Below are 16,967 nucleotides of genomic sequence, written 5' to 3'. Positions count from 1 at the left end.
GACGGGTCAGCGGGGGTGGTGCGGGAGCCGTACCGTACGGCCCGTGCCGATCCCCCGCCGCCGCCGCGCGCTCGCCGCCCTCGTGCTGGTGCTCGTGCCGCTCTCGCTGCTCCGGGTGCTCCTCGGGCTGCTCCCGTTCCCCGGCGCCGGCCCGGCGCGCGTGGTCAACGGAATGCTCGTCCTGCCGGCCGGCGTCGTCGAGGCACTCGTCGTACCGGTCGGCTGGGCGCTGGCGGTGACCGCTGGAATCGCCGCGACGGCCCATCGCGACCGTCCGCTGCGCCGCACGCTCCGGGCGCTCCCCACGGCCTGCGCCGCGCTGCTCGCCGGGGTGGCGGCGGTGCTCGTCGCGTTCCTCCTGCTCGGGCTGGCGCTCCCCGCCGACCAGGGGGTGTTCTGGGTGATCGCCGCCCTGCTCGCCGTGCCGGTCGGTGCGCTCCTGGTCCGCTTCGCGCTGGTGCTGCCGATCGCGGTCCTGGACGGGCTGCGCGGCATGGCGGCGTTCCGGGCGGCCTCCGGCGCCGTACGCGGGCAGGTGGTTTCCTTCGGCTTCTCCCTGCTGGTCGGCGTGGCGGTGCCGGCCCTGCTCTACGGCTGGGCCTTCGCGCGCCCCGAGGAGCACGTCTCCGGTCCGTTCCAGGGCGTCCTCGCCTGGCTGCTGCGGGACCTGTGCCTGATCGCGGTGGCCGCCGTCCAGGTGCGGAGCCTGCTCGCCGTGTACCGCGACCTGCCCGGGCGGGAAGGCGTGTTCGGCGCGCCCGTGTCCGAGCCGGTCGGCGTACCCACCCGGGGCCCGGGCCGGCGTGCGTTGTCGCTGGGCCTCGCGGCCTTGCTGCTTCCCGCGGCGCTCGCCGGCGGCGTCGTCGCGGCGGAGCGACTGCCCGGGGTCACCGTCCGAGCAGGAAACTCTCCGCACCGGATGATCGCGGTGGCCTGGCCACCCGGTCGTGGTCCGATCCTCGTCGGTCAGCACGAGATCGAGGACTGCCTCGACGACCGGTGCCGGGCGACCCGCCTCACCCCGCTGACCGTGATGATGTTCGAGCCGTACGGGGGAGCGGCGTTCGGTCCGGACGGTTCGGTCTACGCCCTCGGGCAGCAGGAGCTGGAGCAGTGCGACGCCCGACGGGTGTGCCGGCGGGCCGAGGGGCGGTTGGCGGCGCTGGCGGGATCCGGGGCGGCAGCGATCACTGTGTCCCCGGCCGGCGAGATCCTGCTTGCCAGCGCGACCGAGGTCCGGCCCGCCGGATCCGCCGAGGGTACGGCCCGCGACGAGGCCAGCCACGTCGAGCTGAAACTGATCCGCTGCCCCGACGTCCGCTGCGTGGATCCGGCGGTGACCAGCCTCGGGCTCGTGGACGGCGCACTTGAGACGCTCGACAATTCACCCGCGAGGCTGATGATCCGAACCCGTCGAGGCGCGGAGCCGGTCGTCGCCTTCCGATCGCCGTCCACCGGCGTGGTCTCGGTCGGCTGGTGCGCGACCCCGGACTGTGCCCGGCCCCAGCTCGCGCCGTTCGGCGGAGGGCGGCCGGGCATGCCGTCAGAAGAGGAACTCACGTCGTTGGGCTTCGACGACGTCTTCGGCTGCCCGACGGGCGGCTGCGGGGACGGCGGGCCGGTCGCCACCGTCCATGGGCAGCAGGGTGAGGTCTACGACGTGGTGATCGAACGCGGACGCCGGGAGGGCTTCCGCCTCCAGGTGGGTGCCGGCGACCCGACGCCGGGTCGCGTCGTGCTGCGGCTCTGCGCCGCGCACTCCTGCCGTGACCCGCGGCGGATACCACTCGCCGAGGTTCCCTACGCCTTCACCGACCAGGGGTTCTTTCCCGAGCGGCGGCGCTGGCTGATGGCCGTCGCCCCCGACGGGCGGGCGGTGATCAGCGACGCCTTCGCCAATCACACCATGATGGTCCGCCCGTGAGCCGGGCGAGGGTCAGGCGCGGCGGCTGAGCCCGCCGGCCGCCCGCTCGATGATCAGGCACCTGTCCTCGACGTAGTCGATCCCCGCCTCCTCGGCGATCCGCCGCGCCTCCGCGGAGAAGATGCCGAGCTGCAACCACACCGCCGGCGCGCCGATCCCCACGGCCTGCCGGACCACTTCCACCGCGTCGCGGGCCGGGCGGAACACGTCCACCAGGTCGACCGGGTGCGGGATGTCGGCCAGCGACGGGTACGCCTTCTCGCCGAAGAGTTCGTCCACCGTCGGGTTCACCGGGATGATCCGCCAGCCGTGGCGCTGCATCTCCAGCGGCACCCGGTGTGCGGCCTTGCCCGGGTCACGGGACGCGCCCACGACGGCGATCACGGCGGAGTCGGCGAGGATCTGCTGGGCGGAGCGCATTGCCCGAGCCTAACCCGGTCGGTGCCGGGCGACCGGGCGAGCGCCATCACACCGGGCCGGCTCGAGAGCGGCTCGGCGCTCGTGGGACTACAGCAGCGCGAGTTGCTCGGCCGCCGGTGCCGGGGACGGTGCGGCGGGCAGCCGCCGGTTGTCACCGACCTCGCCCCGGTGCAGCCCGTGCCGGCGGGCCGCCATCCGCACCCGCGCGGTCACCTCCCGCTGGTACGCCTGCGGCGCGTACGACCCGGAGCGGTAGAGCTGCCGGTAGCGGGGGACCAGGTGCGGGAACTCGCGGGCCAGCCAGTGCGCGTACCACTCGCGGGCGCCGGGACGCAGGTGCAACGGCAGCGGGGTGACGCTGTTGGCCCCGGCTGCGGCGATCGCGGCCACGGTGGCGTCGATCGACTCGTCGTCGTCGGTGAGCCCCGGCAGCACCGGCGCCATCAGCACCCCCACCTGGAAGCCGCCGTCGGTGAGCTGGCGGACCGCATCCAGCCGGCGGTGCGGACTCGGCGTGCCCGGTTCGACCGCCCGCCACAGGGCCTCGTCGACGAACCCCACCGAGTAGGACAGCCCGACCCGGGTCACCTCGGCCGCCTGGCGCAGCAGCGGCAGGTCGCGCAGGAGCAGCGTGCCCTTGGTCAGGATCGAGAACGGGTTGGCGAAGTCGCGCAGCGCCTCGATGATCTGCGGCATCAGCCGGTAGCGGCCCTCCGCCCGCTGGTAGCAGTCCACGTTGGTGCCCATCGCGATGTGCGCGCCCCGCCAGCGCGGCGCGGCCAGCTCGCGGCGGGCCAGCTCCCCGGCGTTGACCTTGACGATCACCTTGCGGTCGAAGTCCGCCCCGGCGTCCAGGTCGAGGTAGGTGTGGGTGTTGCGGGCGAAGCAGTTGTGGCTGACCACCCCGTTGGCGATGAAGTCGCCGGTGCCGGTGGTGATGTCCCACAGCGGCAGCTCCAGGCCGAGGTCCTCGATGCTCACCACCCCGAGCCGGGCGCGGCACTTCAGCGCGGCCCCCTCGACGGACCGCTTGCGGGTGATCGCCGGGTCGGTCAGGTGGAAGAAGCGCAGCCGCTCCGGCAGGCCACCGGTCAGCCGGAGCTGGCGCACCCGGTTGGGGCGGCCGGGATGCTCGATGACCCCGCGGAAGCCGAAATGGTCCAGGGCGCTCGCCGCGCGGTCGAGGATCTCGTCACCACCGCTGATCCGGAAGACGCCCCGACTGCAACTGCCTCCGGCGTCGAAGATGCCGGCGAGGAAGCCCAGGCGCCAGTCGTCCGCCGGCTCGTCCGGCCAGCGGATCAGCTCGGCGATCGCCTCGACGTCCCGCTGGCGGGCGGTGCGGAGGGTGGTGAGCGCCCGCCGTTTGCCGGTGACCGGCGCGGCGGAGGAGCGCCGCGTCTCGACGCCGGCCTCGGTGAGGAACCGCTCCGTACGGTCGAGCGCCTCCTCGTCGGCCAGGGCCAGCCGGAACCGGCTGCCGAGGTGCGCGTCCCCCCGGACCATGCCGCACAGGTAACCCCGCCGGTAGTCGGCCCACTCCTTGGGCGCGGTGGCGAACCGACCGGTCCCGATCAGGCGGTTGCGGGTGGTCAGGTACGGCCGCTTCCCGGCGCCACCCATCGCGCCGGTCACGTACTTCCAGCCCCGCTCGGTGAGGAACCGGTGGTCACCGCTGGCGACCAACGTGGTGCCGTCCTCCAGGGTGACGCGGTAGGCCCGCTTCACCGTCGACCAGACGTCGCGGACCGTGGTCACCACGTACCGGCGGTAGGCGCCGCTGCGCTCGGTGCCGTAGATCCGGTCGCCCGGGGTCAGTTCGCTGATCGGCCTCGTGCGGCCGTCGGCCATCAGGATCGGCGTGTCGCCGGAGATGCAATAGACGCACGCGTGACTGCAGCCCCGGTAGGGGTTGATCGTCCACTCGAACGGGACGCGGGACTGGCCGGGCACCCGGTTGATGATCGACTTCGCGTGGACCTCGTAGAAGGTCATGCCGGCGAAGCCAGGCGTGTCGAAGGTGCGGACTGTCGCGCCGGGGAGCGCCAGCGGCAGGGGTGGAGCCGCCGGCGCTGCCCCGTCGGGAGTCCCCTCGTCCGGGGGAGCGGAGAGGTTGTCCCAGCGCATGGCACTCATTCGAACACGCGTACGAACGAAGCGCAAGTGACGCGCCGGACACCGACCCACCGGAGCGGGCCGGCCGGGTGCAGGATGGGGGCATGGAGACGTCGACCTTCGTCTACGACGGCGACTGCGCGTTCTGCACCCGCTGCGCGGAGTTCATCGAGCGCCGGATCCCCACCGGCGCCCGGGTGCTGCCCTGGCAGTTCGCCGACCTGGCGGCGCTCGGGCTGACGGAGGCCGAGTGCGAGGAGGCGGTGCAGTGGGTGGGCGCCGACGGCAGCCGTGCCGCCGGCCCGGACGCCATCGCCCGGCTGCTCGGCGACAGCGCGCCGCTCTGGCGGGTCGCCGGCGCCGGCCTGCGCTTCCCGCCGGTCCGGGCGGCCGCCTGGCCGGCGTACCGCTGGGTGGCCCGCAACCGGCACCGGTTGCCCGGCGGCACCGCGGCCTGCGCCGTGCCCGCGTCCCGCCGGCACTGACACCCCGGCCCGTCCGGTCCGCCGAGGCTGCGCCGCCGGCCGGTCAGCCCTCCGGCGCGTCGGGGATTCAGTCCCGCAGGCCGGTGCAGGCGGTGCCGTCGATCGTGCACGCCGTCGGCAGGGAGTTGATCGCCGCGCCGCTCACCCGGAACGTCACCCGGACCGAGCCGCGGCCGGGCACCGTCCCGCTGCTCCCGTCCGGTCGGAACGTCCACGTCGCGCCGTCCTGGCTGGCCCGGGCACCGGAGACCGAGGTGACCCGGAGCGACTCCCTGGGCAGCACGACGGCCAGGGCCCAGTCGCGGCGGACCGCGCCCGACCCGGGGTTGCTGATCGTCACCGCCGCGCCGTAGCCGAACAGGGCGTTCTCCTCGACGGCGAAGTGGGCGCGCAGTCCGGGCGGACTGGGCGGCGTCGCCGTGGTCCCCGGGGACGCGCTGACCGGCGGCGGGGCCGCGGCGGGCGGACCGATCCTGGTCGCGGAGCGGACCGACGCCCGGGGTGCCGGCGGGCTCCCGCCGGACCGCTCATCCGGCGTCCCGGTCGCCGGCGTGCCCGTCACCCCCACGTCCGTTGTGGGCCTGACCGCCACCGGTCCGGGCCGTTCCGGCGTGCCCGGCACCATGAGGATGGCGAACGCCGTCGCCGCCAGCAGCCCGAACGAGGCGGCGAGGGCCGCCGGGACGAGCCGGGAGCCGCCGAGCCGGCCGGCGACGACGCGCCGCGCGGCCCCGGTCACCGCGACGATCCCGTCCAGCAGAATGACCGCCACGGTCCGCCGTGGCTGGGCCGGTGGTGCCGGCACTGGGCCTTCCCCCCCCCTTCAGACCGTCCTCCCCGGGACGGGCGCTTGCGGTCCTCCCGGCACCACGGTCACCCGTTCCGAATCGCCCGGGCCGGCTCGAGGTGCACCGGCAGGTCCCGCTCGGCCTGCGCCACGAAGAGCGCCACCTCGTACGCCATGTCACCGACCTCGGCGTCGGCGCCGAGCCGGACGGTGAGGATCGCCCCGCTGCGGGTGGTGGCGACGAACACGAACGCCCGCGACATCTGCATGACGACCTGGTGCAGCACGGTCGCCTCGCACGCCCGGGTGGCCGCCTGACCGAAGGCGTGCAGGCCGCTGATGATGCCGGCGATCTGTTCCGCCTGGTCGTCCTCGACGTTCCGGGACCGGCCGAGCGGCAGCCCGTCGGGGGAGAGGACCACCGCGTACTCGGCTCCTGGTACCCGGTCGACCAGGGTGTCCAGGGCGGCGGTCAGGTCGTCGGTGGTGGCCAGTGAGTGTGTCATCGGGGTCCTCTCACTGCTTCCGGGGTGCGGTGTCTCGGCGGTGCCCGGCCGGCCGTTCCGGCCACGGTTGCCGGCCCGTGGTGCGCGACCGGTCGGCGACGACGGTGCGCAGCAGGGCCAGTAGTTCCGCCCGGTTGGCGCAGTTCAGCCGGGAGCGCATCCGTGCCATGTGGTGCTCCACGGTCTTGGCTGAGAGGAAGAGCCGGTCGCCGATCTCCCGGTAGGTCAGCCCGGCCAGCACGAGCTCGGCCACCTCGTGCTCGCGGTCGCTGAGCCGGTGCTGGGCCGGGACGGTGACGGCGTCGGCCACCTGCGGACCGGTCTCGGCCGCCGTGTCCGGAGGGCCGCCCCGGGGGGCCGCCGGCCGGCCCTGGAGCGCCCGGGCGCACTCCAGCAGGGCGGTCATCGCGCGTCGGTCCGAGGTGCGGATCGCGGCCTGCCCGGCGAGGCGGGCGGCGTCCCAGCACAGTCCGGCGTCGTGCAGCCCGCGGGCGGAGGTCTCCACCCGGACCGGATCGACCATGCCGCGCAGGACCTCGACCCAGCTCGCGGCGGCCGCGGCGACCACGGCGGCGTACCGGCTGTGGTCGGCGGCGGCGCGCAGGGCGGCGACGTGCTCGTCGGCGGTCGCCGGCTCCTCGGTCAGGATCGCGGCGTGCAGCCCGGTCCAGTGCAGCGGCGCGCTCCAGAGCGCCGGGTCCCCCAGCCGGTCCAGCAGCAGCCAGGCCTCCCGCAGGTACGGCTGCAGCCGGTCCGCCTCACCCAACCGGGCCCCGGCGACCGCCAGTTCGCCCAGCGGCAGCAGCGTGAACAGGTCGACGGGGTGCCGGACCACCGCCTCCAGCGCCTGCCCCCAGCCGCGTCGCAGCGCCGCGAGGTCGCTGTTGCGGCGGGCGATGCCGAGCCGGAGCGCACTGGCCAGGAGCAGGTCGCGCGACTCCAGCGGCCGGTCGCCGGCGCTGACGGCGGCGAGGCGCTCGGCCGCGGCAGCCGTGTGGCCCCGGACCAGCTGGATCCAGCCCTGCAACAGCCGGTGTCGGGGACTCATCAGCGGCCCGCCGATGCCGGCCGTCACCGCCCGGTCCAGCACCCGCTCGGCGATGTCGAACTCGGCACAGTGGATCGCGGTCAACGCGGCCAGCGCGGCCGGGCTGTCCGGCAGGAGCACCGCCCGCCCGTCCGGTTCCAGCAACGCCGCCGCCTGGACGAGTGTGGAGAGCGCGGCGGTCGGCGGGCCGGTGACGCTCTCCCGTACCCCTTCGGCCATCAGCCGGGCGGCGCCGGCGCGCAGGGTGGGTGGCCCGTTGGTGTGGTCCGGTGCGGGCAGGTCGGTGGTCAGGCGGCCGACCGCGAGCGCGCCGACGGCGGCGAACGCGGCGGACGAGGGGGTGCCGGACCACCGGTAGAGCTCGACGCTGCGTCCCACCTGGCCGCGGTGCGCCAGCGCCGTCGCGGCCACGGTCGCCGCCTCCGCCCGCTCGTCCGGGTCGGCCGTCGCGAGCAGCGGGTCCGCCAGCCGGAGGGCGGAGTCCAGGTCGCCGGCGAGCGCCGCGGCGACCGCCTGGCGGGTGTTCGCCGGGAGCCCTGCCGCCGTGGCCGTGGCGAACAGTTCGGTGGCGAGCGCGGGGTCGGTGGCCAGCACCTCCTCGGCCGCGGCCTTCAGCGCGGGCGCCGGGCAGTCGCCGAGCGCCCCGGCCGCGCGCAGCGAGCGGACCAGCGGGAGCACCGCCGCGCCGAGGCCGAGCTGCAGTTCGGTCAGCCGGCGCCAGATCGCGGTGCGTTCGGTGGCCGGGCTGAGCGCGATGACCGCCCGCCGGACGAGCGGCGCGAGCCGGCCGTCGGCGCCGAGCAGGCCGGCGGCTCTGCTTCCCGCCACCAGCTCGTCCACCGCCTCCGGCTCCCGGCCGAGAAGCCGGCCGAGCAGGTCGACCGGCAGTGGCACCCCCGCGGCGACGGCCAGCAGCAACCGCCGAACGTCCGCCGGCAGCTCCTCCAGGTCCGGTCCGAACTGGAGGACGGCGGTCCGGGGCGGCTCGGTCGGCACCCCGGCCCGGTGCTCCTGCCCGCGCAGCCCGTGGACCAACCGTTCGACGTCGCGGGGGACACCGCCGGTCTGCGCGTGCACGTAGGCGACCAGCTCGGTCCGCCGGTCCAGCTCCGGCACCCGGGCGAGGTAGGCGCCGGTCTGCTCCGCGGTGAACGGGGCGAGGGTGACCTGCTGCCCGTCCCGCTTGACCGCGTCGGCCAGCTCGGCCAGCCCCGCCGACCGGGGCCACGGCCGGTAGCCGATCAGCAGCCGATGCCGGCGGGCGACCACCAGCCGGCGCAGCGCCGCCAACCCCGCGTCGTCGAGCAGGTGCGCGTCGTCGACCAGCAGCACCGCCTCCGGGTCGGCCGGATCGGCCGGGCCCGGGACGCCGTCCACCACCGTGCGCCCGGCCCGCCGGTGGGCCCGCGCCAGTTCCCCGAGCAGGACGCTCTTGCCGTGGCCGCCGGGGCCGGTCACGCCGACCGCGAGCGCACCCGTGGAGTCCGCCTCGGCCGCGCTGAGCAGGGCCGTCGACCCGCCGGCCAGGACGAGCGGGGACTCGGCGGTGCGGCTCATGATCCCGCTGGTCATCCGTCGCGTCCCCGGCCCCGGGCCAGCGCCAGGCGGGACGCCTTCGGCAGGTGCAGCGGGGCGATCCGGACCGGGGGACGGGGCGGCGGCACGCCGGGGAGCGCCTGGTCGTGCGCGGTGGGCTGCCGCGCCGGGACGGCCGGCCCACCGCCGCTGACCGGTGCGGACCTGGGCGGCGGCACCGGCCGGCGGGGACGCGGTGACACCACCTGGCCGGCGGCGAGCGCCGCCCCGGTTGCGGCGGTCAGCTGGGGATCCGGCTCCACCTCGACGGGGACGGGAAACGCCGCCGCGAGCAGTTCGCGGACCACCGGGATCCGGGTCGAGCCGCCGGCCAGCAGGACGCCGTCGAGCTGCGCCGGCGTCAGGCCGGCGGAGTGTACGGCGCGTACCAGCAGGTCGACGGTGGCCTGCACCGTGGGCCGGATCAGGTCCTCGAACCGCGCCCGGGTCACCGGCACCCGAACCGCTCCCGTCGACAGGGCGAGCACCACGTCGGTCTCGGTGCCGACGGTCAGCTCCCGCTTGGCCCGGTCGCACTCCGCCAGCAGCTCGCGGGGCGTGGGGTGCCCGTCCCGGCCTTCGGCGCCGGCCAGTTCCCGGCCGAGCACGGTACGGACGTGCTCGGCGAGCGCCTCGTCGAAGTCGCCGCCACCGACGGCCGGCAGGCCCTGCGGAAGGCCGAACGTCTCGTACGTGCCCCGGGGATCGCGCCGGACCAGGGCGGCCTCGAAGGTGGTGCCGCCCAGGGCGTAGACGGCGGCCGTGGTGCCCGGGAAGCCGCGCGCCGCGTGGCTCTCGGCCACCGCGACCGGGCGGGGCAGCAGCGTGACGTTGCGCAGGTCGAGGTCCCACAGTGCGCGGTGCAGTAGCTCGCGCCGGTGCGGTCCCCACCCGGCCGGGTGGCTGAGCACGACGGCCTCGGCGAGCCCGCCCTCCCGGGCGGAGACCCGCTCCACCACCCATGCCGCCAGCTCCGCGATCAGCGTCTGCGGCGGGCACGCCTCGCCGCCGAGCACCAGCGGCACGTCGTCGCCGAGCCGGCCGACGAAGTCCCGGGTGGTGCGGCTGCCGTCGTCGGCGCCGGGCTCGCCGACCCGGAGCGACCCGTCCGGCGACAGGTGCAGCACCGACGGTACGACGGCCGAGTCCGCGTCCAGCGGGACCACCTCGGGGCGGGCCCAGGTGCCACCGCGCCACCGGGCGACCGCGGCGGCCGTGCTGGTGCTTCCGATGTCCATCCCCAGGACGTACGGCATGTGTTTGTTCCTCCACCGCGTGGCGCTGGCGACGGTGTCGGCACCGTGGCGACCACCCCGGCGTACCTCGGGGCTCCTACGTTCGTACCAGAGATCACTCCCGCCTCGGTACCCTAACCCTGGCCGGCCCGACTCCCCCTGTCCCCCTAACGAACGAGGGACCAATCTCCCTAATCCGGCCGGGCCAGTTGCGGGCGGCTCCCCGATGCCGACCACCGGCCCCCGGCCATAGCGTCACCGTCGACGCACGACCGTCGCTGACGCTACGTTCGAGGAGAACCCGCCCATGGATTCGCAGCAGAGCCTGCACGCGGAATCGCACCAGACCCTGCACGACTTTGTGCTCAACCTGCTCACCGACCCGGACGCGCGGTCGGCCTTCGACCTCGACCCGGAGGGTGCGCTGCAGGCCGCGGGGCTCACCGACGTCACCGCCGCCGACGTGCAGGACGTGGTCCCGTTGGTGGTCGACTACGCCCCCGGTGCCGGGCTCGGGCCGCTGGCGCCGGCGGTCGGACAGCTCGGGTTCGGCCCGCTGGTGGACGACACCACCTACGTGGCCGGCCAGCTCCAGGCAGTGCCGCAGCAGATCAGCGTCAACACCTCCCAGCACGGGGTGGACGCCACCGCCGGTGCGCTCGGCGTCATCGCGGTCGACCCGGCCGGCGGGTACGCCGGCGCGGCCGTGCTGCCGGGGATCGGCCTGGGCGTCGGACCGGGCGGTCTCGGCACCGACCTGGCCGGGGTGCACGACGTGGCGCACACGCTGGACGTGGACGTGGTGAGCGGGGTGGACGCCGCGGTCGACCCGGCCGTCGGGGACGTCGCCGGTACGGTCGCCAACCCGCTCGGCACCACCGACGGCGTGCTGCACGGCGACGTGCTCGGCGGGGACCTGGGTGTCCTCCCCGGCACCCAGACCCAGGTCGGCGGCCTCGTCGATTCGCTCGGCGTCGACGACACGCTGGGTGGGCTCGGCGTGGGTGACGTCGGGTCGCCGGCGCACGTGCCCGCCACCGTGGACGGCGTGACGCAGCAGGTGGACGGCACGATCAGCGGTGTGACCGGCACGGTCGGCGGCCTGACCGGAGGGATCACCCACAGCGTGACCGGTGACGCCACCGTGGCGCACGGCGACACCAGCGTCGGCGGCGAGGTGCACGCCTCGTCCGACGGCGGCCTGCTGGGTGGCCTGCTCTGACGCGAGGGCCCACCAGGGATGGAAGGCCGGATCGCCCCCCACGATCCGGCCTTCCGCCTCGCCCACTTGATAATTGAGCCGAAATCCGCACACTTGGTGCAATGGTCGCGGCGATCTGGTTGGACGTGCTCGACGAGATCGCTCGTACGTGCAGCGCATACGGGCGAGGCGAGCTGCTGCGGACGGTGCGGCAGAAGCGGGTCCAGCTACTGGATCCCAGGCTGCGCGTCCTGGTCATCGGCGAGTCGCAGCAGGGCAAGAGCCAGCTCATCAACGCCATCGTCAACGCCCCGGCCTGCCCGGTCGGCGACGGCCGCACCACCGTGCTGCCGACCGTGGTGCAGCACGCCGAGGTGCCCTCGGCCGCCGTGGTCCAGGCGCCGCCGGCGGCTCCGGGCCGGCCGGTCGGCGCGGAGCTTCCGATGACCGCCGAGCGGATCCCGGTGCCGCTCGATCAGGTCGCCGCGGGGGTGGCCGGCGCGTGGGGACGGCGGCCCGGCGGCGGCCCCGCGTACGTCGAGATCGGACTGCCCCGCGCCCTGCTCGGCGCCGGTCTGGTGCTGGTGGACACTCCCGGCGCCGACGAGGTGGCCGCGATCGGCGCGGCCGGGCCGGCTGCCGCCCCGGCCTCGGCGGACACCGTGCTGCTGGTCTCCGACTCCACCCGGGAGCTCTCCGCCACCGAGCTGACCGTGCTGCTGCACGTCGCCCGGTCGCACTCGAACGTGGTGGTGGTGCAGACCAAGACGGACCTCGTCCCGGACTGGCGCGCCGTCGCCGAGCGCAACCGGCAGCACCTGGCCGACGCCGGCGTGCCCGCGCCGGTCATCCCGGTCTCCTCGGCGTTGCGGTTGCGCGCGGCGGTCGCCGACGACCGGGACCTCAACGCCGAGTCCGGCTTCCCGGCGCTGATCGGCCGGTTGCAGCGGGACCTCGCCGGCAAGTCCGACCGCCTGGCCCGGGCCGCGGTCGGCCTGGTCGCCCGCACCGTGGTGGAACAGCTGGCCGCGCCGCTGCGCGCCGAGCTGGAGAGCCAGCAGGCCGAGGAGCAGTCCGGCCCGATCTCGCGGTTGCACGCGGCGCAACGCGAGGTCGACGAGCTGCGCCGCTGCTCGACCCGGTGGCAGAACACGCTCGCCGACGAGATGGCCGACCTGCTCTCCGACATCGAGTACGACCTGCGCGACCGGACCCGCCAGATCCTGCGCATGGTGGACGAGGCGTTCGACACGGCCGATCCGCTCAACGCCTGGGACGAGTTCGAGGAGTGGCTGGCGGGCAGCCTGCTGGAGGCGGCGGAAGCGAACCACGAGTGGCTGGTCCAGCGCTGCGACTGGACCACCCGCCGAGTGGCCGCCATCTTCGCCCGGTACGGCGGTGACGTGCTGCCGCCCTGGTCGATGACGGTGCCGGCGGATCTCGACGAGCGGCTGCCGGAGATCGAACGGCCGAACGTCGACCGGTTCACCGCGAGCCAGAAGCTGATCACCGGCATGCGGGGTTCGTACGGCGGGCTGCTGATGGTCGGCCTGGCGACGACGCTGGCGGGGATGCCCATGATCAACCCGCTGTCGCTCGGCGTTGGCGCCCTGTTCGGCGGCAAGAGCATCCGGGACGAGAGCCGGCAGCTGCTCCGCCGCCGGCAGGCGGTGGTCAAGACGGCGGTCCAGCGGCACGTCGACGACTTCTTCGTCCGGGTCACCAAGGACCGCCGGGACGCGGCCCGCCAGGCGCAGCGGATGCTGCGGGACCACTTCACCGCGCTGACCGAGGAACTGCAGGAGGCCATCATCCGGTCGTTCCGCAGCGCCAAGCAGGCCGCCGACACCGATGCGGCGGTCCGTGACCAGCGGCAGCGCGAGATCCGGCTGAAGATGACCCGGCTGGCGGGGCTCTTCGAGCAGGCGCAGCAGCTGACCGCCGCCCGGTCGGCCCCGGTGCAGCTGGAGCCCCGGGCATGACGGTCGGCCTGCGACTGGACGAGGCGGTGTGGGGGCTGCTGCACCAGGCCCTCCAGCTCTACCGGGACAGCCGCGGGGCGACGGATCACCTGCGACACCAGTTGGCCCGGCTGGAGCAACCGCTGCGGATCGCGATCGCCGGCCCGTGGCGGTCCGGCAAGTCGACCCTGGTGAACGCGATCATGGGGGAGGAGGTCGCGCCGGTCGAAGGGGTCGACGGCGGCAGCTGCTTCACCTGGTACGAGGACGGGCCGCAGCCGAGGGCCACCGCCTACGCGGCCGGCCATCCGCCCCAGGAGCTGGCGGTCGCCAAGTCGCCGACCGGGATGCGGCTGGACCTCGTCGGCTGGCGGGTGGGCGAGCTTCGGGACATCGTGGTGCAGTGGCCGACCAGGACGCTGCGCCAGGTGACCCTGATCGACACGCCGGCGGCCACCGGTGGCGACGAGCCGGGCCGGGCGCCGGTCATGGAGCGGGTGCTGCGCGACGCGGACGCGGTGCTCTTCCTGACCCGCGACGGTCGTGAGAGTGACCTGCGGGTGCTGGAGACGAGCCGGGAGAGCGCGGTCGGGCAGGCCGCCCCGGCCAACGTGATCATGGTGCTGTCCCGGGTGGACGAGACCGGCGGCGGGCGGATCGACGGCCTGCTCACCGCCCGCCAGTTGGCCCGGCGGCAGCAGCGCGATCCCCGGGTGGACGCGCTCTGCGTGACGGTCGTCCCGTGCAGCGGCCTGCTCGGCCTGGCGGGTCGGATCCTCAGCGAGTCGGACTTCGCCACGCTCGCGGCGCTGGCCCGGGTGCCCCGTCCGGAGCTGGAGCCGCACCTGCTCTCCGCCGATCGCTTCGTCCGCGGCGACGTCCCGCTCCGGCTGGACCCCGAGGTACGCGCCGCGCTGCTGGACCGGCTCGGGCTCTTCGGACTCCGGCTGGCGACCACGCTGGTCCGTACCGGCTGCGACAGCCGGGCGAAGCTCTCGGCCGAACTGATCCGGCGCAGCGGGCTGACCGAGCTGCGCGAGTCGATGAACCGGTTCCTGCTCGACCGGCGCGACACGCTCAAGGCCCGGTCGGCGCTGGCCGCCGTGGAGGCGCTGCTGCGGGCCGAGCCCCGGCGGGGGGCGGACGAGCTGCTGGGCCTGGTCGAGCAGATCCTCGCCGGGGCGCACGAGTTCCGCGAGTTACGCCTGCTCGCCGCGTTGCGCGGCACCCGGCTCGGGTTCGACGCCGAGCTGGCTGCCGAGGCGCAGCGGCTGGTCGGCGGCGACGGGGTCGGACTGGCGGCCCGGCTCGGCGTCGAGCACGACGCGACCGTCGACCGGCTGTGGGAGGTCGCCGCCGAGGCCCAGTGGCGCTGGCGCAACCGCGCGGAGGATCCGCTGCTCCGGCTGGCCCAGCGGCGTGGCGCCCAGGTCGTCGTCCGCAGCTGCGAGGGGATGCTCGCCGAGCTGGCCGAGGGCGGCCGGTGACAGCCGGCGGCGGAGCAGGCGGATCGGGCGGACCTTCTCCAGCGGCAGGAAGCTGGTCATCGCCACCAGGTGCGGCGCGAACGAGATGGTGATCGTCGCGATGGTGACCAGGTGGAACGAGTAGAAGAAGCCGACGGCGGCCACCCGCCAGCGCCGGGGCAGGACGAAGACCAGCGGGCTGAGCAGCTCGAAGGCGAGGATGCCGAACTGGGCCACGATCAGCAGGTGCGGCACCTGGGCGATCAGGTCGGCCAGCTCGGTGCCGCGCCGGATGATCGCCCTGGCCAGCACCGAGCCGGTCGCCCAGTCGAGGCCGCCGAAGCGGAACTTGGCCCAGGCGGCCAGGAAGTACGTGCAGATGACCGCGATCTGGGTGACCCGCAGCGCCCAGCCGCCGGCCTCGGTGGGGGTGGGATCACCGTGCCGGGCCCGTCCGGCGGTGGGTAGCACGGCCAGCGCGACGAGGAGGCCGAACCGGTCGTGGTCGACCTTGCCGTAGCTCATCGCGACGATCATCCACTCGAAGTAGAGGGCGAAGACCGTCCAGCCGAGCAGCCGGGGCGCCCGCCCGGTCGCGGCGAGCAGGGAGAGGACCAGCAGCACCCAGAAGATCGCGCCGACCAGCGCCGGGGTGGGGGTGGGCAGCGGGAGGAGCCGGCCGATCAGCAGCGGCTGGTAGAGGTCGCCGGGCACGTCGACGCGACTGCGTACCCAGGGGGTGAAGACCACCAGGTCGGCGGCGACGAAGAGGTAGACGAGGGTACGGAAGGCGGCGACCCGCCCGCGCGGCACCGCCTCGGTCAGCCAGCCGGTCACGGGGTGGCCTGCCAGGCCACCACGGTGCGGTCGGTCCAGCGGCCGGTCGGCCGGCCGCCCTGGATGTCGTACCAGCGGATCACGATGCGGACCTCGACCAGCGCGGGCGCGGCCGGGTGTCGCTCGGCGTACGCGTCGGCGACCTGGCGCAACCGGCCGGGATCGGCGACGTACCGGGACTGCTGGCCCTCGATCTCGGCGCGGCGGATGCCGGTCGCGTCCTGGTCCAGCGGAACCACCGCTCCGGTCCGGTCCACGCCCTCGACGCGGGTGTCCGGCGCGGGCGCGTCCGGCGGGTCGGAGGTGGAGTACATCCGGAACGGGCCGAACGGGAAGTCGTCGTCGGTGCCGCGGACGGTGCCGGCGAGGAGCAGCGCCAACCCCAGCACGGTGGCGCCCAGCCGGATCGCGCGCCCGCGGGTGGTCAGGGTCTCCATCGGATGTGGACGATACGGGATCGGGACCCCGGGAGGCGTCCGTCCGTCGTCCATGACTGGCTGACCGTGTCGCTACCGGTCAAGGCCGGGAGACGGCGACGGCCGGGCCCCGTTCGGGGACCCGGCCGTCGGTGCGAGTGGGTGCGCTCAGTGCTGGTGGCCCTGCTCGGCCATCTGCTTGCGGACCTCGTCCATGTCCAGCTTCTCCACCTGCTCGATCAGGTTCTCCAGCGCGGACTCCGGGAGGGCACCCGGCTGCGCGAACACGATCACGCCGTCCTTGATCGCCATCACCGTGGGGATCGAGCTGATGTTGAACTTGACGGCCAGCTCCTGCTGCGCCTCGGTGTCGACCTTGCCGAACGTGATGTCCGGGTGCTTCTCGGACGAGCGCTCGTAGACCGGGGCGAACCGCTTGCACGGGCCGCACCAGTCGGCCCAGAAGTCCAGCAGGACGATGCCGTCCTTCTCGGTCACCTCGTCAAAGTTGGCGGTGGTCAGCTCAACCGTTGCCATTGAACTCTCCGATCAGCGCGGATTGCTTCTACGTCCCGTGGAACCAGGGTGGATGTCCAGGAATTCCCGTGGCCGGGGCGACGAAACGCTGCGCAGGCTTGTGGTGACGCTCGGGCGCATCGAGGGTAATCGGTCCATCACGCCCTGCGGACCGCAAATGCATGCCGCATTTGCGTGACGGGACGTGATGGGAGCGTTTCCAGGGAGATCGCCTGAGCCGAGCACTACACTCGGGTAACTTGACGCTTGACAAGCGGGGATCCGGGCTGCGGAGATCGCTTGATAGGTGACCGCCGATTACTCCGCGTGATGTAACAAAAAGGTAACTGTGACGTCCGTCTCTGTCGTTACAGTACCGGCGTACGGCAGAATCTTCCGCATCAGAGCGTGGGCGGCGGGTGCCGGGGAGGGCCCCGCCGCTCATTGCGTCTCCCCCCGGGTCGGCCCGGTGTGA

Annotated in this window: 13 protein-coding genes; 4 read left to right on the top strand and 9 right to left on the bottom strand. The window is 74.6% G+C overall.

The window, feature by feature from the left end; translation table 11 throughout:
• Positions 1-43 precede the first annotated feature (43 nt).
• A complete protein-coding gene (locus ACGFI9_RS07080; RefSeq protein ID WP_393175874.1) occupies positions 44-1,924 on the top strand; it encodes a hypothetical protein in 1,881 nt (626 codons plus the stop codon).
• A 12-nt stretch (positions 1,925-1,936) separates the two neighbouring features.
• On the opposite strand, the gene ACGFI9_RS07075 is transcribed toward ACGFI9_RS07080, so the two are convergent.
• Positions 1,937-2,344 carry a CoA-binding protein gene (locus ACGFI9_RS07075; RefSeq protein ID WP_393175872.1) on the bottom strand — a complete coding sequence of 136 codons (408 nt, stop codon included), beginning with the start codon at positions 2,342-2,344 and terminating at the stop codon, positions 1,937-1,939.
• An 87-nt stretch (positions 2,345-2,431) separates the two neighbouring features.
• Positions 2,432-4,471, bottom strand: coding sequence for an intein-containing Rv2578c family radical SAM protein (locus ACGFI9_RS07070; protein WP_393176646.1), 2,040 nt, complete (start codon positions 4,469-4,471; stop codon positions 2,432-2,434).
• 92 nt (positions 4,472-4,563) lie between these two features.
• Between ACGFI9_RS07070 and ACGFI9_RS07065 the strand changes: the two genes are divergently transcribed.
• Positions 4,564-4,944 carry a thiol-disulfide oxidoreductase DCC family protein gene (locus tag ACGFI9_RS07065; RefSeq protein ID WP_393175870.1) on the top strand — a complete coding sequence of 127 codons (381 nt, stop codon included), beginning with the start codon at positions 4,564-4,566 and terminating at the stop codon, positions 4,942-4,944.
• Between the two features lie 67 nt (positions 4,945-5,011).
• On the opposite strand, the gene ACGFI9_RS07060 is transcribed toward ACGFI9_RS07065, so the two are convergent.
• The 4 genes from ACGFI9_RS07060 to ACGFI9_RS07045 all read right to left on the bottom strand — a co-directional run bounded on the left by ACGFI9_RS07060 (position 5,012) and on the right by ACGFI9_RS07045 (position 10,116).
• Positions 5,012-5,749: a cellulose binding domain-containing protein gene (locus tag ACGFI9_RS07060; RefSeq protein WP_393175868.1), complete on the bottom strand. Its 738-nt coding sequence runs from the start codon at positions 5,747-5,749 to the stop codon at positions 5,012-5,014.
• 68 nt (positions 5,750-5,817) lie between these two features.
• Complete coding sequence (locus ACGFI9_RS07055) at positions 5,818-6,237, bottom strand: roadblock/LC7 domain-containing protein (protein WP_393175866.1); 420 nt, start codon at positions 6,235-6,237, stop codon at positions 5,818-5,820.
• Between the two features lie 10 nt (positions 6,238-6,247).
• Positions 6,248-8,857 carry a LuxR C-terminal-related transcriptional regulator gene (locus ACGFI9_RS07050; RefSeq protein ID WP_393175864.1) on the bottom strand — a complete coding sequence of 870 codons (2,610 nt, stop codon included), beginning with the start codon at positions 8,855-8,857 and terminating at the stop codon, positions 6,248-6,250.
• A complete protein-coding gene (locus tag ACGFI9_RS07045; protein WP_393175862.1) occupies positions 8,854-10,116 on the bottom strand; it encodes an Hsp70 family protein in 1,263 nt (420 codons plus the stop codon). The genes ACGFI9_RS07050 and ACGFI9_RS07045 overlap by 4 nt, the downstream gene beginning before the upstream one ends.
• 286 nt (positions 10,117-10,402) lie before the next feature.
• Here ACGFI9_RS07045 and ACGFI9_RS07040 point away from each other — a divergent pair, with 286 nt between their 5' ends.
• Positions 10,403-11,317 (top strand): IniB N-terminal domain-containing protein, encoded by a 915-nt coding sequence (locus ACGFI9_RS07040; RefSeq protein ID WP_393175860.1) that lies wholly within the window; start codon positions 10,403-10,405, stop codon positions 11,315-11,317.
• Positions 11,318-11,418: 101 nt separating this feature from the next.
• Complete coding sequence (locus ACGFI9_RS07035) at positions 11,419-13,278, top strand: dynamin family protein (protein WP_393175858.1); 1,860 nt, start codon at positions 11,419-11,421, stop codon at positions 13,276-13,278.
• 1,178 nt (positions 13,279-14,456) lie between these two features.
• Here ACGFI9_RS07035 and ACGFI9_RS07030 read toward each other — a convergent pair.
• From ACGFI9_RS07030 to trxA, 3 genes are all read right to left on the bottom strand, one after another.
• A complete protein-coding gene (locus ACGFI9_RS07030) occupies positions 14,457-15,560 on the bottom strand; it encodes an MFS transporter permease (protein ID WP_393175856.1) in 1,104 nt (367 codons plus the stop codon).
• Positions 15,557-15,997, bottom strand: coding sequence for a hypothetical protein (locus ACGFI9_RS07025; protein ID WP_393175854.1), 441 nt, complete (start codon positions 15,995-15,997; stop codon positions 15,557-15,559). Before ACGFI9_RS07025 ends, ACGFI9_RS07030 begins: the two co-directional genes overlap by 4 nt.
• Before the next feature lie 147 nt (positions 15,998-16,144).
• Positions 16,145-16,513, bottom strand: a complete 369-nt coding sequence (gene trxA, locus ACGFI9_RS07020; RefSeq protein ID WP_393175852.1) for a thioredoxin — start codon at positions 16,511-16,513, stop codon at positions 16,145-16,147.
• Positions 16,514-16,967 lie beyond the last annotated feature (454 nt).

This window comes from Micromonospora sp. NPDC048930 (assembly GCF_043197935.1).
Taxonomy (GTDB): Bacteria; Actinomycetota; Actinomycetes; order Mycobacteriales; family Micromonosporaceae; genus Micromonospora.
This window is presented reverse-complemented; position numbering and strand designations above follow the sequence as displayed.